The 20937-nt window shown below is 32.6% G+C and carries 23 protein-coding genes and 1 pseudogene; 13 read left to right on the top strand and 11 right to left on the bottom strand.

Features of this window, described 5'->3' with window-relative positions; all coding sequences use genetic code 11:
* Positions 1-31 precede the first annotated feature (31 nt).
* The 3 genes from KKQ79_RS08515 to KKQ79_RS08505 all read left to right on the top strand — a co-directional run bounded on the left by KKQ79_RS08515 (position 32) and on the right by KKQ79_RS08505 (position 2751).
* On the top strand, positions 32-601 hold the full coding sequence (locus KKQ79_RS08515) for a cob(I)yrinic acid a,c-diamide adenosyltransferase (protein WP_213189762.1): 570 nt from the start codon (positions 32-34) through the stop codon (positions 599-601).
* A gap of 70 nt (positions 602-671) precedes the next feature.
* Complete coding sequence (locus tag KKQ79_RS08510) at positions 672-1286, top strand: thiamine diphosphokinase (protein ID WP_213189761.1); 615 nt, start codon at positions 672-674, stop codon at positions 1284-1286.
* A gap of 70 nt (positions 1287-1356) precedes the next feature.
* The gene (locus KKQ79_RS08505) at positions 1357-2751 is read left to right on the top strand and encodes a type III PLP-dependent enzyme domain-containing protein (RefSeq protein WP_213189760.1); all 1395 of its coding nucleotides are present in this window, start codon (positions 1357-1359) and stop codon (positions 2749-2751) included.
* Between the two features lie 37 nt (positions 2752-2788).
* Here KKQ79_RS08505 and KKQ79_RS08500 read toward each other — a convergent pair whose 3' ends face one another.
* The 4 genes from KKQ79_RS08500 to KKQ79_RS08485 are packed head-to-tail and all read right to left on the bottom strand — an operon-like array spanning position 2789 to position 5418.
* Positions 2789-4147: an alpha/beta hydrolase family protein gene (locus tag KKQ79_RS08500; RefSeq protein WP_213189759.1), complete on the bottom strand. Its 1359-nt coding sequence runs from the start codon at positions 4145-4147 to the stop codon at positions 2789-2791.
* A gap of 18 nt (positions 4148-4165) precedes the next feature.
* Positions 4166-4753 carry a YIP1 family protein gene (locus KKQ79_RS08495; RefSeq protein ID WP_213189758.1) on the bottom strand — a complete coding sequence of 196 codons (588 nt, stop codon included), beginning with the start codon at positions 4751-4753 and terminating at the stop codon, positions 4166-4168.
* A gap of 3 nt (positions 4754-4756) precedes the next feature.
* Positions 4757-5158, bottom strand: a complete 402-nt coding sequence (locus KKQ79_RS08490; RefSeq protein WP_213189757.1) for a PH domain-containing protein — start codon at positions 5156-5158, stop codon at positions 4757-4759.
* Positions 5155-5418, bottom strand: a complete 264-nt coding sequence (locus tag KKQ79_RS08485) for a DUF2089 family protein (protein WP_213189756.1) — start codon at positions 5416-5418, stop codon at positions 5155-5157. Before KKQ79_RS08485 ends, KKQ79_RS08490 begins: the two co-directional genes overlap by 4 nt.
* 250 nt (positions 5419-5668) lie before the next feature.
* Between KKQ79_RS08485 and KKQ79_RS08480 the strand changes: the two are divergent.
* The 3 genes and pseudogenes from KKQ79_RS08480 to KKQ79_RS08470 all read left to right on the top strand — a co-directional run bounded on the left by KKQ79_RS08480 (position 5669) and on the right by KKQ79_RS08470 (position 7534).
* Positions 5669-6444 (top strand): annotated as a pseudogene (locus tag KKQ79_RS08480) (arginase family protein).
* Positions 6445-6626: 182 nt separating this feature from the next.
* Positions 6627-7112 carry a BON domain-containing protein gene (locus KKQ79_RS08475; protein ID WP_213189755.1) on the top strand — a complete coding sequence of 162 codons (486 nt, stop codon included), beginning with the start codon at positions 6627-6629 and terminating at the stop codon, positions 7110-7112.
* Between the two features lie 5 nt (positions 7113-7117).
* Positions 7118-7534 carry an SH3 domain-containing protein gene (locus KKQ79_RS08470; RefSeq protein WP_213189754.1) on the top strand — a complete coding sequence of 139 codons (417 nt, stop codon included), beginning with the start codon at positions 7118-7120 and terminating at the stop codon, positions 7532-7534.
* Positions 7535-7598: 64 nt separating this feature from the next.
* Here the strand turns inward: KKQ79_RS08470 and KKQ79_RS08465 are convergent.
* Positions 7599-8953, bottom strand: a protein-coding gene (locus KKQ79_RS08465; protein ID WP_213190712.1) for an IS3 family transposase whose coding sequence is annotated in 2 segments (ribosomal slippage) — positions 7599-8479 and positions 8479-8953 — 1356 coding nt in all. Because the reading frame shifts where the segments join, the coding sequence is not laid out codon by codon here.
* Between the two features lie 274 nt (positions 8954-9227).
* Between KKQ79_RS08465 and KKQ79_RS08460 the strand changes: the two genes are divergently transcribed.
* From KKQ79_RS08460 to KKQ79_RS08450, 3 genes are all read left to right on the top strand, one after another.
* Positions 9228-10478 carry a dicarboxylate/amino acid:cation symporter gene (locus KKQ79_RS08460; RefSeq protein WP_213189753.1) on the top strand — a complete coding sequence of 417 codons (1251 nt, stop codon included), beginning with the start codon at positions 9228-9230 and terminating at the stop codon, positions 10476-10478.
* A gap of 152 nt (positions 10479-10630) precedes the next feature.
* Entirely contained in the window at positions 10631-11734 is a 1104-nt protein-coding gene (locus tag KKQ79_RS08455) for an Mrp/NBP35 family ATP-binding protein (protein ID WP_213189752.1), read from the top strand.
* A gap of 42 nt (positions 11735-11776) precedes the next feature.
* Positions 11777-12028: a NifU family protein gene (locus tag KKQ79_RS08450; protein WP_069797210.1), complete on the top strand. Its 252-nt coding sequence runs from the start codon at positions 11777-11779 to the stop codon at positions 12026-12028.
* 63 nt (positions 12029-12091) lie between these two features.
* On the opposite strand, the gene KKQ79_RS08445 is transcribed toward KKQ79_RS08450, so the two are convergent.
* The 4 genes from KKQ79_RS08445 to KKQ79_RS08430 form a co-directional block, all read right to left on the bottom strand.
* A complete protein-coding gene (locus tag KKQ79_RS08445; protein WP_213189751.1) occupies positions 12092-13717 on the bottom strand; it encodes an AMP-binding protein in 1626 nt (541 codons plus the stop codon).
* 113 nt (positions 13718-13830) lie between these two features.
* Entirely contained in the window at positions 13831-14571 is a 741-nt protein-coding gene (locus tag KKQ79_RS08440) for a hypothetical protein (protein ID WP_213189750.1), read from the bottom strand.
* Between the two features lie 23 nt (positions 14572-14594).
* Positions 14595-15476, bottom strand: coding sequence for a Ppx/GppA phosphatase family protein (locus tag KKQ79_RS08435; protein WP_213189749.1), 882 nt, complete (start codon positions 15474-15476; stop codon positions 14595-14597).
* 3 nt (positions 15477-15479) lie between these two features.
* The gene (locus KKQ79_RS08430; RefSeq protein WP_213189748.1) at positions 15480-15962 is read right to left on the bottom strand and encodes a SixA phosphatase family protein; all 483 of its coding nucleotides are present in this window, start codon (positions 15960-15962) and stop codon (positions 15480-15482) included.
* Positions 15963-16042: 80 nt separating this feature from the next.
* On the opposite strand from KKQ79_RS08430, the gene ruvX reads away from it, so the two are divergent.
* The 4 genes from ruvX (at position 16043) to mazG (ending at position 18546) form a co-directional block, all read left to right on the top strand.
* Positions 16043-16459 (top strand): Holliday junction resolvase RuvX, encoded by a 417-nt coding sequence (gene ruvX, locus KKQ79_RS08425; protein WP_213189747.1) that lies wholly within the window; start codon positions 16043-16045, stop codon positions 16457-16459.
* Positions 16456-17028 carry a peptide deformylase gene (def, locus tag KKQ79_RS08420; protein WP_213189746.1) on the top strand — a complete coding sequence of 191 codons (573 nt, stop codon included), beginning with the start codon at positions 16456-16458 and terminating at the stop codon, positions 17026-17028. Before ruvX ends, def begins: the two co-directional genes overlap by 4 nt.
* A gap of 81 nt (positions 17029-17109) precedes the next feature.
* Positions 17110-17676 carry a DUF5606 family protein gene (locus KKQ79_RS08415; RefSeq protein ID WP_213189745.1) on the top strand — a complete coding sequence of 189 codons (567 nt, stop codon included), beginning with the start codon at positions 17110-17112 and terminating at the stop codon, positions 17674-17676.
* Between the two features lie 102 nt (positions 17677-17778).
* Positions 17779-18546 carry a nucleoside triphosphate pyrophosphohydrolase gene (mazG, locus tag KKQ79_RS08410; protein ID WP_213189744.1) on the top strand — a complete coding sequence of 256 codons (768 nt, stop codon included), beginning with the start codon at positions 17779-17781 and terminating at the stop codon, positions 18544-18546.
* On the opposite strand, the gene KKQ79_RS08405 is transcribed toward mazG, so the two are convergent.
* Together KKQ79_RS08405 and KKQ79_RS08400 are read right to left on the bottom strand one after the other, a co-directional pair.
* Positions 18547-18939, bottom strand: coding sequence for a YidH family protein (locus tag KKQ79_RS08405; RefSeq protein WP_213189743.1), 393 nt, complete (start codon positions 18937-18939; stop codon positions 18547-18549).
* Positions 18940-19025: 86 nt separating this feature from the next.
* Positions 19026-20885 (bottom strand): CocE/NonD family hydrolase, encoded by a 1860-nt coding sequence (locus KKQ79_RS08400; RefSeq protein ID WP_213189742.1) that lies wholly within the window; start codon positions 20883-20885, stop codon positions 19026-19028.
* Positions 20886-20937: the final 52 nt, after the last annotated feature.

Here is a 20937-nt window from a genome sequence, read left to right as displayed (position 1 = left end):
CATCATCTAACTTCCAACATCCATCAATTTTATGAAAATATACACCAAAACTGGCGATAAAGGCGAAACTTCTTTATACGGAGGAACTAGAGTTTCTAAAGCTGCTGCAAGAGTAGAATCTTATGGAACTTTAGACGAACTCAATGCGTTCATTGGTTTGGCAAAAGCCGAAATTTCTGATGAAAAAGTATTGAATCAACTGCAGAAAATTCAGTTTGATTTATTTACCGTAGGTTCAGAAGCAGCAACGCCAACAGATAAACTGATTTTAGCCAATGGTAAAAGTCGCTTAGATTTAATGATTTCCGAAAAGGAAATATCAGAATTAGAACTTTGGATGGATGATTTAAATGCAGAATTAGAACCTCTAAAATTCTTCATTTTACCAAGCGGCGGAAAAGCAGCTGCATCTATTCACGTTTGTAGAACAGTTTGCAGAAGAGCAGAACGCGCTATGGTTCATCTCAATGAAACTGAAGAAGTAAGACCAGAACTCATCAAATATCTCAATAGATTGTCTGATTATCTTTTTATTTTGGCAAGATATATTTCTAAAGTTTCTGGAGAAAAAGAAGAATACTGGAATCCTTCGGAAAGATAATCCCGCAGATTACGCAGATTTTTATTTTGCTTTTTATGATCTGCTTAATTTGCCAAATCAGCGAGAAAATATGAACGCACTCCTTTTCATCAACGGAACTCCTCCAGAAAACCTTCCCAAAACGGAAGATTATGATGTGATTGCTTGTAGTGATGGGGCTTTTCATTATTTAAAAGACAAAAATTTCCCGCTAGATAAACTAGATTTTATTTCAGGAGATTTTGATTCTCATGAAGGCAGTGACGAAAATATTTACCACGAAAAATTCATTCATACTCCAGATCAAGATTTTACCGATTTTCAAAAAGCTTTAGATATTCTCAAAAATCATGGTGTACAAAAAGTAGACGTTTACGGAGGAAGCGGTGGTGAACAAGACCACTTTTTAGGAAATCTTCACGTAGCTTTTCTCTTTAAAAATGAAATGGAAATCACTTTTTTTGACGAGTTTTCCAGATATTTTTTCATCCCAAAAAATTTTAAAATTCACGAGGTAGAAGGAAAGATGATTTCGCTTTTACCATTTCCTTTTGTAGAAAAAATTTCGACTAAAGGTCTTAACTGGGAGCTCTTTAACGAAGAATTGAGCTTAACCAAAAGAGTAGGAACCCGAAATTTTGCCCGAGAAAACACTGTAGAAATCACGTATGAAAAAGGTGATGTATTGATTTTTATCGGAAACTAAATTTGTGATTTTTTAACTTAAAAAATTCAATCTTTTTTCGCATTTTTGTAGTCTTAAATTTTTGCAATAAATGAAGATAAAATATGCTGAACTTATTGACCAAACACTTTACTTTCCGCAAGAGGAATTTAAGTATGAGGATCAACAGTTGTACTTTCATGATATTCCTTTGATGGACTTGGTAGAAAAATTCGGAACTCCTTTGAAGTTCAGTTATTTACCAAAGATTTCGCAAAACATTCAGCGCGCAAAAACGTGGTTTAAAGATGCCATCAAAAAGAATGAATATAAAAATTCTTACAGATACTGTTACTGTACCAAATCATCGCATTTTTCTTTCGTATTAGAAGAAGCACTTAAGAATGATATTTCTATTGAAACGTCTTCTGCTTTTGACATGAACATTGTTAAAAATCTATTCGAAACAGGGAAAATTGACAAGACGATAGAAGTGGTTTGTAATGGTTTCAAAACCGATGATTATTTGGCTAAAATTTCAGATTTAATCAATAATGGTTTTGAAAATGTGATTCCTGTTTTAGATAATTACAGAGAATTAGATAAACTGACCGAAAGTATAGATACTACCTTTGACATTGGAATTAGAATTGCTTCGGAAGAAGAGCCGAAATTCGAATTTTATACCAGCAGATTAGGAATTGGGTACAAAGATATTATCCCTTATTACAGCCAAAAAATTGCAGAACACCCGAATGCAAGGTTGAAAATGCTTCACTTTTTCATCAATACCGGAATTAAAGATACTGCGTATTATTGGAACGAGCTTTTCAAATGTTTGAGAGTATATGCAAGATTGAAAAAAATTGCTCCTGAAGTAGATTCACTAAATATTGGTGGAGGTTTCCCAATTAAAAATTCTCTTCAATTTGATTATGATTATGAATACATGGCAAATGAAATCGTGTATCAAATTAAAAAATTCTGTGAAGAAGAAGGAGTAGAAGAACCAAACATCTATACTGAATTTGGTAGTTTTACCGTAGGTGAAAGTGCTGGGAATTTATACAAAATCATTTCTCAAAAACGCCAAAACGATAGAGAAAAATGGAACATGATAGACTCTTCTTTCATGACTACACTTCCAGATTCTTGGGCAATTTCAAAGCGTTTTATTATGTTTCCGCTGAATCGTTGGGAAGATTCTTATGAAAGAGTTTTCTTGGGCGGATTAACTTGTGATTCAGATGATTATTACAATTCTGAGCAACATGCCAATGCGATTTATTTGCCAGTGTTCAGCGATACCAAGCCTTTGTACATCGGTTTCTTTAACACAGGAGCTTATCAAGAGAGTATTGCTGGTTTTGGTGGTGTTCATCACTGTTTATTGCCTCAGCCGAAACATATTCTCATCCAAAAAGCTAAAAACGGAAAATTACAATACGAAGTATTTTCGGAAGAACAAAAACCTGAAGATGTTCTAAAACTTTTAGGTTATAAATAAAAGAAAAGGTTCAGAAATTTCTGAACCTTTTTTATTGCTATTTTCTTTTCAAAATCCAAGAACTCATCTTTTCTAACACTTTCGGAGAAATAGTTTGTTCTATGTCTGCATATTCTGAAAATGCTCCCGTTTTACATTCTTGGAAGAGATGATTAAGACCTTCCATTTCTGCAATTTCAAAGTTTTTGTTTCCTGCTTTTGTTAAAGATTTTTTGATGGCTGCTAAATTATCTTTTGCAGGAACTTGAAAATCTTTACTTCCATTCAATGCTAAAACAGGAATTTTAATTTTAGATAGATAATGATCAGGATTGAATTTGATAAAATATCTGAACCAATTTTTCTTGGTTTGATTTACAGTTTGATTAATTTCTGCATCTGTCATCTTTCCTTTGAAATTTTCTGTCATGAAATTTTTCAAATCTGTTTCATAGTTGTTTCCTTTGTAATTTTTGATGAAATTATATATTTTTTGATTACCGATTTTTGCTTCAGCCAAATCTTTGTCAGACATTCCTGCTAATTTTCCAGCCGATTCATTTTGTTTCAATAATAGTTCATCTAATTGAGTTCCAGGACCTGCCATTAAAACTAAAAATTTCACATTTTTATTTGTAGTTGAAACTATTGGTGCAATCATTCCACCTTCAGAATGACCAATTAAACCAATATTTTTATACCCTTTTTTCACCAAAAAATCAACTGCTGTAGAAATATCGGTTGCATAATTTGCAGAAGTGTCGTCATCTTTTCCCTTGGAAGAACCACCAATTCCTCTGTCATCTAGTCGCAAAGTAGCAATTCCTTTTTTGGCAAAATCATCAGCAATTACAGCAAAAGGTTTGTGTCCGAAAAGTTCTTCGTCGCGGTTTTGTTTTCCAGAACCTGTAATCATTACCAAAATTTTATCAGAATTTTTAAAATTTTTAGGGATTGAAATCGTTCCAGCCAAAGTATTTTTATCGATTGGATTCACGAAAGTTACTTCTTCTGTCTTATAATCAAAAGGTTCTTTTGGAGTTTGTGGACGATTGAAAACGGTTTTGTTTTCGCCAGTTGATTTTACAAAAGTTAGAGGCAATTGCATTCCGCCTTGCGAAAAAGTGCCTTCAATTTTTCCATCTTTTAGAGTTCCTTTGTAAGAAACTCCAAGATTGGTTGCTTCAAATTTTAGTTCATTGTTTACAAATTCGGTTTTAGAAACAGGTAAATCTTTTGCGCCTTGTTTTGGACTGTCTAGAGTAGATTTTAAATTTTCTCCATCTTTATTAACATGCAGAATTAGAGGTAGTTTCATTCCTTGAATATCTAATTCGCCTTGCCAAGGACCTATGATTTCTTGGGCGTAAAAAGTCTGTGCTAATAAAATTAGCACCATAGAAATAAGTGTTTTCATTGTATTAAATTTTTGTGATTATAATTTAAATTGAGGTAAGAATGTTTGACAGATTAAAATTCCGACAAGCAAGACAAAAGCGAAAATAACAATGTGTTGCCATTTTTTAATGTTCGTTGCAGTTTTAAAACCATTGAAAAGCAATACAAAACTGTATATGATGAAAATTAAACTTCCGAAACTGAATACCATTAAGTACATTAGGTCAAAAATGTTAATGTCCAAAACTTTATTTTGGGCAGATGTTTCTGCAATTTGTTTAGAAATTTTGTCAAGTTTAATAAGTTTTGTACCCAATACAATGACGATTACAGGAACTTGAGAAACTAAAACTGCATTTACAATATCAATAATTCTAGTTTTACTATTGAAAATTTTACCCAAAATAAATAGCAAAACAATGGCGTAAATCAAACTGATTATTGTATATAAAGCAATGGAATTAAAACTTAAATCTTTTGCAGGAGAAAAATGCAGTAAACTGTCCATTTTGGTATCGGTGAAATAACAAGCAATGATTAATAATATACTTGCCAAAATACCAATTGCCAATAGTGTTTTTTCTGAAAATTTAGAAAACGGATTGAATAGAGTTTGCCAGTTCATAGTTTATTCTTTTACGATTATGTTTGGATTCATTTTTAATAATTCATTTTTAAATTCATCAAAATTTCTGGGAGAAATCACGATGCTGTTGTTTTGGTAATAAACTTCAACTCTTCCGAAAATACTTGGCGCAGGTGAAGAAAACAAATTTGAAGTTTTTTCAATTTTAGTAATGCTTTGTATGTCAATCTTCAAATTGTGAAAAGGACTTTTGATGTGTAAATATTCATTTTCAAAATAATATTTTATACCAAAGAAAATAATGTTCACAAAAATCATAACAATAACACCAATAGTAATTGCCGAAATTTTATTTTCTGCAATGCCTTTGAATAAAATCCAAAGAAATATAATATTAATCGGGATTAGCAATTCCAATCCAATTTTTACTGCAACTTTTTTCATTTTAAATTTTTAATTTTTTCAATTAAATCATCCATTTTATTTCTCATGGTAGGATAAGAATTTCCTGCTTTAGAAGCCATTTCTTTAATGCTTCCGCTGGTTAGAAAAAAATCAAGAATAAAATCTTGGTCTTCTCTTGAAAGTTTCAAATAAAGCGGAAGTTCATAGTTTCCGTTCACTTCGGTTTCGCAATGGTTGCATTTCATTTGGCTCACATTGAGCGCATTTTCGCAACTCGGACAAATTATTGGAAGTTTCATCTCTTAATATTCTTAATTTGTTTTTTCTAATTAGTAATACAAATATATAAATTACCGCAATATGTTTTTAATAAAATTAAAAATATTTTTAATAAAGTTAAAATTTGTTTTCAAAAATGTGAATTTTAAAAGGTTTTTGATGATGAAAAAAAAATCAAGATTTCATTATCTTTGTCAAAATTATTTATCAATTATGAATACATACCCATGAATTCCAGAAGAGAATGCACAGTTAGAAACATCTAAAGTAATGTTGGTTACTGTTCCTTAAGATGGAACTTCAACTTGGGGAAAAGGTGCAGATAAAGGCCCGGAATTGTTTTTGGACGCTTCAGAAAATATGGAATTGTACGATATAGAAACCGGAACAGAACCTTATTTAGAAGGAGTTTGGATTGCATGAGAAGTTTCAGAAAATTCTACATCTGAAGCAATGACAGAAGCAGTTTATCAAAAAACCAAAGAAATGTTGAAAAATGAATGGAAATTGTTTACACTTTTTGACGGAGAACATTCTGTTTCTATTGGCTCTATAAGAGCAGTAGGAGAAAAATATCCAGATTTAACGGTACTTCAGTTTGATGCGCATACAGATTTGCGTCCAGATTTTCACGGTTCTACTTCAAATCATGCTTGTGCAGTTTTTGAAGCAAGTCAGAAATTAAATTTGGTACAAGTTGGGATTCGTTCTTGCGATTTAGAAGAAATGCAATACGTTCCAAAAGGTCAATGTTTTTGCGCTCACGAAATTGCCACAAATCCTAATTGGATAGATGATGTTTTGGCAATAGTTTCAGGAAATGTTTATATAACAATAGATTTAGATGCTTTTGATCCGAGTTTTGCGCCAAGTACAGGAACTCCAAATGGTATCCAACTTTAGAATTATTGAAAAAAGTATTTGAAAAATGTAATGTTGTTGCTTTTGACATTGTAGAATCAATGGATTCTCCTTACGTGAAACCTACTGCGTTTTTAGCAGCTAAGTTGTACTATAAAATGTTGGTTTACTATCATATCATTTAAGCAAAAAAATAAAAAATTGATTTATTCAAAATAAATTTAAAAAGCATCAGAATTCTGGTGCTTTTTTGTTGGAATCTCATTTGAATTTTTAAAAATTTAATAAAACTTTATAAAAATTGTATAAAGCAGACCTAGTTTTTATCTTTACATTTGGAAACAATAATCATTAAAATCCTCTCATTATGAAAAAAACGATTAAAATCACTGTTTTAGCTTTTGTGTTTTCTTTTGCAGCCATCTCATGTCAAAAATCTGTTTCAGATGCAGAACTGACTACACAATCTACTACAGCTATCTCTGCGTATCCTGAAACTTCCGTTGAGGTAAAAGATGGAGTGGCACATTTAAGCGGAACTTTTGCTGCTCAAGGAGATAAAGATGCTGCCATTGCTGCGATTAAAAATATTAAAGGAGTAAGAGATGTAATGGATATGGCAAGTGTAGAAGCTGCTGATCCTGTAATGGAGACGATTACAGCGATTGACCAAGAAACTCAACAAAAAGTAGCAGATGCTATTAAGGATTTTCCATCGGTAAAAATGGACGTGGTGAATGGCGAAATTACTTTAACTGGAGAAGTTACAGCAGAACAAGCAAGAAAAATTAAAATGTCTGTAGATGCCCTGAAAGTAGGAAAAGTAAATTATGATTATAACGTTAAAAAATAATTATCATGTCATTACAAGATAAATACTCAAAGGTAGTTTCGGCTGCGCAGTCGGCTGAAATTAATGGTTTAAAGGTAGTGGAGCAAGATGGCATTCTTTACATTTCTGGAAATACTTCTACAAGCGCTGCAAAAAATAAAGTTTGGGATGCTTATGGAGAGATAGATGCCTCTTATTCAGCTTCTGATATCAATATAGATATAGAAATTACAGGTTTAGCTAAAGGAACTCCATTAACTGTAGATACAGAAAATTCTAATTTGAACATCAGACAAGAACCTTCTATAGAAGGAGTAATTTTAGGAAAAGCTGCAAAAGGCGAAGTAGTAACTCTAGTAGAACAATCTTCTAGCGATTGGTGGAAAATTAAAACCCAAGACGGAGAAGAAGGTTTCGCTTATTCTAGATATTTAAAAGCTTAATTCCAATTCTCAAAAATATAATTACAGTCCCGATTTTAGACTGCACCCAAAAGTTTAGACAAAATTAAACAATATTTTCAAAGGAAAGAGTTCGGTACTGTACCGGACTCTTTCCTTTGAGATTGAGTCTTATTCTATCATTGTTGTAATAGTGAATGTACTTCACTATTTCCATCTTAAGTTCCTGAATGGAACCAAACTTTCTGGCATAAAACATTTCTGATTTTATCGTTCCAAAAAAGTTTTCTATCACCGCATTGTCCAAACAGTTTCCTTTTCGGGACATACTTTGAATAATACCTTTTTCTTTTAACAAGTTTTGGTAATGTTTCATTTGATATTGCCAACCTTGATCAGAATGTAGAATGATGTTTTGTGTAGATTTTACTTTTCTGAATGATTTCTTTAGCATTCTGATGATTTGGCTAAACACAGGTCTTTCAGATAAGTCAAAACTGACAATTTCACCATTAAATAAATCGATGATTGGAGATAGATAAAGTTTATTACCCGATACATTAAACTCTGTAACATCGGTTGCCCATTTCTGATTAGGAGTGTCCGATTTGAAATTCCTCTGTAGAACATTGGGCGCAATTTTCCCTTGCTCTCCCTTGTAAGATTTATATTTCTTCACTCGGATAATACTCTTTAAACCTAATATTTTCATAAGTCGTAAAACAGTTTTGTGATTAATCAAAATTCCTTTTTCTTTCAAAAGCAAAGTAATTCTTCTATAGCCCAACCTTCCTTTGTGACGATGATAAATCTGCTTAATCATTTCTTTTATTTCCGCATATTTATCTTTCATTTGAAAGCGTTTTTGATAGTAATAAAAACTGCTTCTTGCCATCGATGTACAATGCAGCAGTACTGCTAAATCAAAGTCCTGCCTTAACTCTTCGATGGCTTTGGATTTTTCCTTTCCTGAATTAAGGCGTCTAACTTTTTTAAAATGGCGTTCTCGGCTTCTAAATAATAAATCCTCTCCAACAGTTCTTCCTCCCTTGTTAAGGGCTTGCCTGTTTTCTTTTTTTTTCGCTTGTAATTACTCATGGTTTTAGGTCTTCCCCTGGGTCTGTTTTCTAAACCTAAAATACCATTTTTTTTGTAATTACGCTGCCAACTAAGAATACTGGACTCCGCAGGAATATTAAACCTTCTCGACGCTTCTTTTAAACTTAAATTCTCTTTCTCAATTACTGATAAAATCTTTAATTTAAAATCTTTTGTGTAATGCGTATTGGAAAGCCGAACAAGTCCTGAAACTCCATAAAGTTCATAAAATTTTATCCATTTACGAACCAAGGAACCACAAACTCCAATGCGTTTTCCTAAATCGTCTGTTCCAATATCCCCTTTGTGATATCTCTTTATAGCTTTTAATTTAAAGTCTACTGAATATTTACTTTTCCCCATAAAAAATGCCCCTAAAAAGTGTCTAACTTTTTGGGGGCAGTCCAATTTTTCGGGATTTTTTATTTTGGGCCATCCCGAAAATTTCTCCAAAGTTTTTGCCATTCAAGAAATTTCGGGACCGCGCTATTCGTTACAATCTTTTTAGTGGCGGCAGCAAAGCTGCCGCCACTAAAAAGGATTTCCACTGCTATCGCTTGTCCAGAAATACCGCTTCAAAACAATTACCAATATTTCATTAAAAAAACTATATTTGTATTCTATAGAAAATCAATATATGAAAGGACAAAACAAACTTTTCTTTGCAATTATCATTGCTTTAGTTTTAGGGGTAATTATTGGTGGAGTAGTACACACTCAGTTTCCAGAAAATACAGAATCTTTTTCTAAAAATATAAAACTTCTCGGAACCATTTTCATCAGATTAGTACAGATGATTATCGCACCATTGGTTTTCACTACATTGGTTGTGGGAATCGCGAAAATGGGAGATACTGCAATGATTGGTAGAGTAGGAGGTAAAGCCATGCTATGGTTTATTACTGCTTCTTTGGTTTCGCTCATGTTAGGTTTGGTTTTGGTAAATTGGTTAGAACCTGGTCACGTTACCAAATTGCCTATTCAAGATGCCAATTCTGCTAAAGAAATCTTGGATAACTCTAAAGGATTTTCTCTGGAAGATTTTGTAAAACACGTAGTTCCAAAAAGCGTTTTCGAAGCTTTTGCTACCAATGAAGTTTTACAAATTGTATTATTTTCTATTATGTTTGGTATTGCCCTTTCTCATTTGGGTGATGAATATTCTAAACCTGTAATCAAATTTTTAGATGTTTGTGCACATGCTATTCTAAAAATGGTAGGTTATATCATGTGGTTTGCTCCACTTGGTGTTTTGGGAGCTATTGCAGCAGTTGTTGCCACCAATGGTTTTGAAATTTTCAAAGTTTATGCGATTTATCTTCGAGATTTCTTCTTTGCACTAGCTATTTTATGGTTGATTTTATGTATTGTAGGTTATCTCATTTTAGGAAATAGATTATTCGAATTATTAAGAAGAATAAAAGAACCTTTGCTTATCGCTTTTTCTACCACCAGTTCAGAAGCCGTTTTTCCGAAGTTGGTAACAGAATTAGAGCGTTTTGGTTGTAATAACAGAATAGTATCATTTATTTTACCACTAGGATATTCTTTCAATTTAGATGGAAGCATGATGTACATGACTTTTGCCTCTATTTTCATTGCTCAGATTTATGGAATCGATATGACGGTTGGTCAACAAATTACTATGCTTTTAGTATTAATGCTTACATCGAAAGGAATTGCAGGAGTTCCAAGAGCGAGTTTGGTGATTATTGTAGCGACTTGTTCTATGTTCGGAATTCCGCCAGAAGGAATTGCACTCATTTTACCGATAGACCATTTCTGCGATATGGGAAGAAGTATGACCAATGTTTTAGGAAACGCACTCGCTACTTCAGCCGTTTCTAAATGGGAAGGACAGCTCGATAATCACGGTGGTGAGTTATAAAAATTTAAAAAATATAAAATTAAAAACTTCGGAACTATCTGAAGTTTTTTTTATTGTAAATCAATTCTATCAATTACCATTATTGTTATTTTTATTCATTCCAAATTAATTATTTTTACGTAAATTTGTATCTCAAAAAATTTCAATAAATTATGTTGACGAAAACCAGAGTTCAGGAGTTTCTGAAAGAAATAGAAGTTGATGATTTAGTACAAAACTTCCAAGTAATGGGTGATGATGTGTACATTGATATGATTGCACATTCCCCAGCAATGCACGAAAAGAAGAAGCTGGAAGCAGCGATGAAGCAGGCTTTTGCTACGGAATTTGGTGACCAAGTAGTGCTGAAACTTAAAATCACTTCACCTGAACCTTCGCAAGTTCAACAAAACCAAATCAAAGGAAAAGAAATTCCGGGAATTCAAAATATCATCGCCATAGCTTCTGGTAAAGGTGGTGTAGGAAAATCTACGGTAACTGCAAACTTAGCCGTGACTTTACAAAAAATGGGATTCTCTGTAGGTGTTCTAGATGCAGATATTTACGGACCATCTGTTCCTACCATGTTTGACACCGAAGCAGAAAAACCAATTTCTATAGAAGTAGATGGTAAAAATATGATGAAACCTATTGAAAATTACGGCGTGAAAATGCTTTCCATTGGTTATTTCTCTGGAGCGAATCAAGCAGTAGTTTGGAGAGGACCTATGGCAAGTAAAGCATTGAACCAAATGCTTCGTGATGCAGCTTGGGGAAATCTAGATTTCTTATTGATTGACCTTCCTCCAGGAACAGGAGATATTCACCTTTCGATTATTCAAGAAGTTCCTGTAACGGGTGCTGTAATTGTTTCTACACCGCAACATGTAGCTTTAGCAGATGTGAAAAAAGGAATCGCTATGTTTACGATGGAAAGCATTAATATTCCAGTTTTAGGTTTAATTGAAAATATGGCGTATTTTACACCTGAAGAATTGCCAGAAAATAAATATTACATCTTTGGAAAACAAGGTGCTCAGTTTATGGCAGAAGATTTAGGAATTCCAGTTTTAGGTGAAATTCCTTTAATTCAAAGCATTAGAGAAGCGGGAGACGTTGGTAGACCAGTAGCATTGCAAGAAGGTTCTAAAATTGCAGAAATCTATAAAGAAACTGCACAAAAAATGATAGAAAGTTTAGTAGAAAGAAATAAAAATCTACCACCAACTGAAGCGGTGAAAATTACAACAATGGCAGGTTGTTCGCCTAAGAAATAATTGGATGAATTACAATTTTTGAATACAAATTTTGAATAAATTATGAATAAAGATAAACTCACTCACGAAGAAATAGTAACCAAAGTAATGGAAGCTTTGGAAAGTATTCGTCCGTTTCTAAATAATGATGGTGGTGATATAGAATTGGTAGATGTTATTGACAATAGAGTAATGGTAAAACTGCAAGGAAACTGTTCTGGTTGTCCTATGAGTTTTTCTACCATGAAACTAGGTGTAGAAAATACCATCAAACAATTTGTACCAAGCATCAAAGAAGTGGTGAGTGTAGACTAATCTTTTTACAATAAAATAAACGAAGGCTGCAAATTGCAGCCTTTTGTTTTTGAATATTTCGATTTATTTTTTGCCTAACCCGAGTTCTTTAATTGCCATTTCGCGCATTTCTACTTTTCTTACTTTTCCTGAAATGGTCATTGGGAATTCTTGCACGAATTTCCAGTATTTTGGAACTTTATAATGGGCAATTTGTCCTTTGCAGAAGTTGACAAGTTCTTCTTCGGTTAAAGAAAATCCTTCTCTTACTTTAATCCAAGCCATTACTTCTTCCCCGAATTTTTCACTCGGAACACCAATAACTTGAGCGTCTAAAACATTAGGATATTGATATAAAAAATCTTCAATTTCTTTAGGAGAAATGTTTTCTCCACCTCGTATAATCAAGTCTTTAATTCTTCCAGAAATATGAATGTAGCCTTCTTCGTCCATCATTGCAAGATCGCCAGTATGCATCCATCTTGCGCTATCTAAAACTTGATGGGTTGCTTCTGGATTATCCCAATATTTCAGCATTACAGAGTAACCTCTAGTACAGAGTTCACCATTTTCGCCTCTGTTCACGATTTTACCCGTTTCTGGATTGATGATTTTAATTTCTAAATGGTCATGAATGGTTCCTACTGAGTGAATTTGTTTTTCAAAAGGAGTTCCTATTTTAGTCTGAGTAGAAACCGGCGAAGTTTCCGTCATTCCATAGCAAATGGTCACTTCTTTCATGTTCATTTGGTTTTCTACTCTTTTCATTACTTCTGGCGGACAAACCGCTCCTGCCATCACACCAGTTCTAAGGCTTGAAAGATCATAATTTTTTAAATCTAATTCATGCAAAGTAGCGATAAACATCGTAGGAACGCCATATAGTGAAGTGCACTTTTCTTTTTCTACCACTTCTAGCGTAAGTTTTGGGTCAAAACTATCATTAGGAATCACCATGGTAGAACCGTGAGCGGTACAACATAAATTTCCGATGACCATTCCGAAGCAATGATAAAAAGGAACAGGAATACAAACCCTGTCTTTTTCGGTATAATGAAGCCTGATGCCAATGAAATATCCGTTATTCAAAATGTTATGATGAGAAAGTGTAACTCCTTTTGGGAAACCTGTAGTTCCAGAAGTATATTGAATATTTACAGGGTCGTCAAATTGAATTTGGTTTTCATAATTTTGAAGTTCTTCATCAGAAATGTGAGTCGCACCTTTTAGAAAATCATCCCAGTTTTCATCAAAAAAGACTTCATCTACTAACGTAGAGGTAAATTCTCGAGCATCGTCTACCATTTTTTTATAATTGCTGGTTTTGAAACTCAAAGACGCAAACATATATTTGATTTGAGATTGATTCAATACAAAAATAAGTTCACTGGTTCTGTAAGCAGGATTAATATTAACCAAAATTATCCCAATTCTGGCAGTTGCATATTGCAGTAAAACCCATTCATAACGATTGGGAGACCAAATTCCAACTCTATCACCTGGTTTTGCACCTAGATGTAAAATTGCTTTGGCAACTTGTGAAGTTTGCTCATAAAATTCTTCGTAGGTTGCTCGATAATTTTGGTGTGAGCAAATCAGAGCATCATTTTTAGGAAATCTTTCTACTGTTTTTTTTAGATTTTCGCCAATAGTTTCTCCTAAAAGTGGAATAGAAGAATCGCCGTGAACATAGGATAATTGAGTATTCATTCTTTATATTTTTGTAAGAAAAAAACCTTTCTTTTCAGAAAGGTAGAATAAAGGTATAAAGAATTCTTAAATGATTTTTAAAATGTATATTAATTTAGCAAAAAAAACAATCTTTATTTTGTATTCCAATTCTTTTTAAAATTTTTAATCAAAGAATCTTTCTCTTTTTTATCAAAAATTAATTTAGCAGTTTTTTGACTATTTAAATCAAATTCTAAATTGATTAATTCATCTTCACTGTCTTCAAAATTTTTATTTCCATTGATATCTTTTCTAGCATTGATGATAATCTTATTGGTTTTTGGAATTAATTTCCAATCAACTACATTAAGATTGCTTGGGGAAATTTGTTTTAAATTTTTGCCTTCTTTGTCAGTAATAAAAAGATAAGTTGGATCGCTATAATTTAATTTTTTATCTTGGTTAAAATCCTCTGTAATCATATTATAGAAAATATAATATTTAGAAGAATAATTATCAATTTTTGGAGTATCGGAATCCTCAGAAGAATAATAGCTACTATTATCGTAATTGGTTTCATAATTAAGGATTAACATTTTTTTGTCACTTAACCAATGTTTCTTTCCAGTATTTGTATTGTAGAAAATCATGTTCCAATAAGCATCTCTTTTTCCAGACTCAAAAGAGCCTTTTAATCTAGAATCATCAGTTTCTCCAATTTGTAAAGGGAATATTACAATTCCACTGCTATCAATTTCAAAAGATTCATGAGTTTGAATTTTTAAATTGGAAACTTTTTCCTCTTCTTTATTTTCTTTTCTCTCAAATGTTTCCTGATTTTCTGAACAAGAAATTAAATGTACTAATAAACCTAATATAATTATTTTTTTCATGGTTAAAATGTTTTTATAAATTATCATTTACGAATTTTATCATAAATACTGTGAATTAATCCATCTGCAACAGAAATTTTAGGAACGAAAATTTGTGAAATTTCTGCCCAACCTAATACTTTATTAAAAATCTCAAGCGCTGGAACAATTACATCTGCTCTGTCTTCTCTCAAATTATGTTTTAGCATTCTTTCTTCAACGGTAAGTTCTTTTAAATCTTTATAAAATGTTTTGAGCATATTCGCAGACATTGGTTTTCCATCTTTGGTTTTGCTCATGCTGAAAATTTTGTTGATGTTTCCACCAGAACCAATTGCAACCATAGGTTTTTTGCTCACGATTTTGGTTTTTATTTCAGTCTTCATTTCTTCCCAGTTTTCTTTGGTAACCAAATTATTCAGCAATCTAATCGTACCAATATTGAAAGAATGTTCATATTTCATTTTGCCATTTTCGTAGTATGTTAATTCTGTAGAACCACCACCTACGTCTATGTATAAATATCCAAAATTTTTGTCAAGTCCTTCTGCTACGTGATTTTCGTAGATAAGTGTAGCTTCTTCATCACCAGAAATAATTTCAATCTGTATTCCTGATTCCTTTTTGACCAAATCTATAATTTCTTTGCCATTTTTAGCATCACGCATTGCACTGGTAGCACAAGCTCGGTAATGTTCAACGCCATAAATTTCCATCAATTGAGAGAAAACTTTCATAGATTTAATGACCATTTCCTTTCTTTCTTTGCCAATTTCGCCAGTGGTAAAAACGTCTATTCCCAATCTGAAAGGAATTCTCAGAAGATTCAATTTTACAAATTCTGGTTTGCCTTTTTTAGGTTCTTTTACTTCATTAATGAGCAATCTTGCTGCATTACTCCCGATGTCTATTGCTGCAATTTTCATGTTTTATATTTCTTTTGGGTTGTGGAAGAATAAGAAATTTTTCTCTGCATTTTTAAACTCTTTCCAACTTTCGGCAGAAATTTTAAAAGCTACCACAGAACAAGTTGGCATGTGTTCTATATTTTCATTGGTTAGAGAATTAGCAAAATAAGTTATACCGTTATTGTGAGAAAAAATGGCAACATGATCTAAAGAATCGTTCAGATGTTCTATTACTTCTAGAAATTCTGTAGGCGAAGCATTGTATAATTCTTCTATTTTTTGAATGTTTTTATTTTCATACACTTCAGCAAAATATCTACAAGTAGTCAATGCTCTTTTTGCAGGACTGGTCACAAATGCATCTATGGTTACAGAAATTTCTTTGAGGAATTTCGCCATTTTAGGGGCATCTTTGTGTCCGCGCTCATTCAGTGGTCGGTCAAAATCATCTATGTTGGTTGGCCAATCACTTTTGGCATGTCTTACTAAAAGAAGTGTTTTCATAGGCAGAAAAGTTTCTGAGTTTAAAATTAGCAAAAATTTGAATTTCTACAAGCTGAAAAATTTTAGTAAATTTGCAAACTATGAGTCAAGTAGTTGCTATTGATTACGGAAAAGTGCGTTGCGGAATTGCAGCTACAGATGATATGCAGTTGATTGCTAGCGCATTAACTACTGTAGAAACCAAAAATATTTTTTCTTTTTTAGAAAAATATTTTTCAGAAAATAAAGTTGAAATTTTGGTAATAGGTTTACCTACTGATTTGAAGGGGAATTTATCAGAAATTGAGACTGATATTTTAAAATTTATAGAAAAAGTGAAAGAACTTTTTCCCGAAGTAGAAATTCATCGGTTTGATGAACGTTTTACCTCAAAAATGGCTTCGTTTTTTATCTCTCAAAGTGGGAAAAATAAAAAGCAGAGACAAGAAAAAGCGCTTATTGATAAAGTGAGTGCTACCATAATTTTACAGAATTTTTTAGAACAAAAACAAAGATGATTTTACCAATCAGAGCATACGGAGACACAGTTTTAAGAAAAAAAGCCCATGATATTTCACCAGATTATCCTGAGCTTAAAGAACTTATAGACAATATGTTCGAAACCATGAACGCAGCACATGGAATAGGTCTTGCTGCGCCTCAAATTGGCTTAGATATTCGTCTTTTCATCGTAGATGTAACCCCATTAGCTGATGATGAAGACTATGAAGATATTGCAGATGAATTGCAAGATTTCAAAAAAGTATTCATTAATGCTAGAATTTTAGAAGAAAGCGGTAATGAGTGGAAATTTAATGAAGGTTGTCTTTCGATTCCAGATGTGAGAGAAGATGTAAGCAGAAAAGAAACGATTTTGATAGAATATTTTGACGAAAATTTCGTTAAACATACCGAAACTTTTTCAGATATTAGAGCCAGAGTAATTCAGCATGAGTATGACCATATTGAAGGCGTACTTTTTACGGATAAACTCAGTCCTCTAAAGAAAAAAATCATCAAAGGAAAATTGACTAAAATTACTTCAGGAGATATTCATGTAGGATATAAAATGAGATTTCCTAAGTAACAAACGCTTCAAGTTCGAGACTCATTGAATCACCAAAAATCTTGAACACAACTCTATTGAACTTAAAAAAATAAAAATAAAATGCAGTTAGAAAAAATAATTTCGATTTCTGGGAAACCAGGTTTGTTTACCCTAGTAACGCAATTAAGATCAGGTTTTATCGTAGAAGATATTTCTACAGGAAAAAAAGCAAGCATTTCTAATACTTCTCAAGTAAGTTTATTAGACAATATTGCGATTTATACTTTTGACCAAGAAGTTCCACTTTTTGAAGTAATGAAAAACATTGCTGAAAAATTTGACTATAAAGAAGCGATTAATCACAAATCTTCTGATAATGAATTGAAAGCATTCATGTCTTCAGTTTTACCAAACTATGACGTAGATAGAGTTTATGGTTCAGATATCAAGAAATTGGTACAATGGTATAACTTATTGCAAAAAGCAGGATATATTAAGCCAGAAGCTTTTGTAAAAGCAGAAGAACCAGCAGTAGAAGACGCTGAAATAGTAGAAGAAAAATCTGTAGAAAAGAAAGCAGCAGCTAAAAAAGCGGCTCCAAAAGTAGAAAAACCAGCTGCGCCAAAAGCGAAAGCATCTTCATCTGCTAAAACTACCGTAAAATCTACGCAAAGAAAACAAGGGTAATCTCACTTTTTGCTTTTAGCAATAAGTAATTTGCATAGCTTTGTCAAAGTTCCGAACTTTGACAAAGTTTTTTTTATCACATAATCTCATCTACACATCATCATGAATTCCAAAGAACAAAAACTAGAAGCTTTCTCTAAATTACTCGATATAATGGACGATTTGAGAGAAAAATGTCCTTGGGATAAAAAGCAAGACTTGCAATCTTTGAGACATTTGACGCTAGAAGAAGTCTACGAACTTTCTGATGCTTTGCTCGAAGAAAATCTTACAGAAATTAAGAAAGAATTGGGTGATGTTTTGTTGCATTTGGTTTTTTATGCTAAAATTGGTTCCGAAAAGAAGAGTTTTGATATTGCAGATGTGATTAATTCACTTAACGAGAAACTCATTTTCCGTCATCCTCACATTTATGGAAATATAGAAGTGAAAGACGAAGAAGAAGTGAAGCAAAATTGGGAAAAACTTAAGCTAAAAGAAGGAAACAAGTCTATTTTAGCAGGAGTTCCGAAAAGTTTGCCACCGATTATTAAAGCTTATAGAATTCAGGAAAAAGTAAAAGGAATTGGTTTTGAATTTGCTTCTGCCGAAGATGCTTGGAAAAAAGTAGATGAAGAACTAGCCGAATTTCATGCCGAAACCAATCCAGAAAAAAAGGAACAAGAATTAGGAGATGTTTTCTTTTCGCTGATTAATTATGCTAGAATTTCTGGGCTTAATGCGGATTCTGCTTTGGAACGAACCAATCTTAAATTCATCAAGCGTTTCCAAACGCTAGAAAAATTGGCTTTAGAAAAGAATCTTAACCTTGCAGAAATGCCTTTAGAAGAAATGGATATTCTTTGGGAAGAAGCCAAGAAAACGGTTTAATTATTTCGCATAAGATTCTACGCTGGTGATCAAATACCAAATGAGAATCAAGGTGAAAACAATCAATATAATGGTTGAAAGCCCGATTAAAAAAGAATTATTTTTAAATGAATCTTCATTAATTTGTTTTTCAGTTTTTTTATAAAGGAAGTATCCAAAAATGGAAATTATAAGTCCAAAAACGACCAGTAAAATCCCAATTTCTGCCGAATAACTTTTGCTGTGAATGATGTTTTGGTTTCCAAATATCAGTGAAAATTGTTTCAAAAAAAGAGAGAATTTTACCACTACAAAACCGAACGCCATTACTCCAATTCCCGTTCTTAACCATGCTAAAAAAGTTCTTTCATTAGCAAGATGGTCATTAAGATTTTTAGGTTTTTCGGGTTGCATAACCAATTTTTCTTGACAAGTTAGCTATTATTTTTTGATTGAAAATAAATTGGCAGAAGATTTCTTCTGCCAATTCTACATTTTTCTTATTTTAAAATCTCCACTTCAATTACTGAGTTGTTGAAGATTTTTTGGAAAGCTTTAGTATAATCAGATTTTTCTGCTTTGTAAGGATTTTCTAAAAATTTCTGAGGATTTACGGCAAATAATGGATAAGCTGTACTCTGCACTTGAATTTGGATTTTGTGACCTTTTTTGAAAGTGTGTAATACATCTTGAAGGTTAAAAACCACTTCTGTTTCTTGATTAGGAACCAATGCTTCTGGTTTTTCAAAAGAATTTCTAAATCTCGCCGGCATAATTTCGCTTCTTACCATTTGGTGATAATTTCCGTAGATTACGCCCGGTTTTTCTTTCATTCCTTTTTCGTCTGCAGGATAAATATCAATCAGTTTCACGAAGAAATCTGCATCTGTTCCTGTAGTCGCTATTTTTAATTTTACTTTAATTTCTCCAGCTAAAGTAAGGTCTTCTGCAAGGATTTCTGTAGTGAAAGAAGCTACATCTGGTCTATTTTCAGCAAATCTTTGGTCTTCACTCATGTAATTTCTAGGCGTAAAACCATTGAATTCTTTCAAATTAGTACTGCTCGGAACTGGTTTGTTTGGGTCAGAATAATATTCTGTGAAAGAAGCAGAACTTGGAGATTCTGAGCTAAATTGTCCGTTTTCTCTTAAATAAAAAGCAGTTTTTTGAGCATTTTTCGGTGGCCATTCTGCAAATTGTTTCCATTCTTTTTTCCCAGTATCAAACATATAGGCTTCAGGAAGTTCAGTTGCAGATTTAGTATTCTTTAAATGATGATTAAAGAACGGAGTTTCTATATTTTTTTGATAAAAAGTAGCAATGCTATCCCCGAAATATACTTCATTATGAAAATGTTTTCCCATTTCATAAGACCAACCACCATGAGAAAAAGGCCCCATTACAATAGAGTTTTTAGCTTTAGGATTGTTTTTTTCGATGGTTTTATAAATGTGAAGCGGACCTCTTAAATCTTCTGCATCAAACCAACCGCCAACTGTCATTACCGCGTGTTTTATGTTTTTGAGATGAGGTAAAAGGTCTCTTTTTTTCCAAAAATCATCATAATTAGGATGGTCTACAATTTCATTGATGAAAAAATTATCTCTTCCGTAATATTTGTCAATGCCTTCTTTTAACGTTCCCATTTCATTGAAGAAAAGTGAACCATCTTCAGATTTTGCACCTAATTTTTTGCTTTGTTCTGTATACCAAGCAGAATTCTCAGGTTTAGATTTTTGTACTCCAAAAACAGGGAAAGTTCTAAAATATCCCATCATAAAAGCACCATTGTGATGAAAATCGTCAAACCAAAAATCAGAAATTGGAGCTTGAGGAGAAGAAGCTTTCAATGCGGGATGATTTGCTAAAGCGCCAACTGCAGCATAAAAACCAGGATACGAAGTTCCGTATTGACCTACATTTCCGTTATTGTTTTCAATATTTTTGATGAGCCAATCAATCGTGTCATAAGTATCAGTACTTTCGTCTACGTCTTTTTTGGTTTTATGGTCTACTTGAGGTGTCATGTTGGTAAATGTACCTTCGCTCATGTATCTTCCGCGAACGTCTTGATAGACGAAAATATATTTATCGTTTTGTAAAAATTTATTCGGACCAAGGCTTCTTTTATACTGATCTTCACCATAAGGTGCTACAGAATAGCAGGTTCTCTGCATTAAAAAAGGATATTTGTTTTTAGGAGAAATATCTTTTGGAATGTAGATGGAGGTGAATAATTTTACACCATCTCTCATGGTGATATACACTTCTTTTTTGGTGTAATTGTCTTTTACAAAAGTGTTTTGAGCAGAAAGCCAAACAATACTAAAAATTGCTAAAAGCGCAAGTATTTTCTTCATAAGCCAAATAAATTTAAACAAAAATAATAATTAATCGTTATTATGATTGCTA

Source organism: Cloacibacterium caeni, from assembly GCF_907163125.1.
Lineage (GTDB): Bacteria > Bacteroidota > Bacteroidia > Flavobacteriales > Weeksellaceae > Cloacibacterium > Cloacibacterium caeni_B.
Note: the sequence above shows the minus strand (reverse complement) of the source record. Positions and strands in the feature narration are given on the sequence as shown.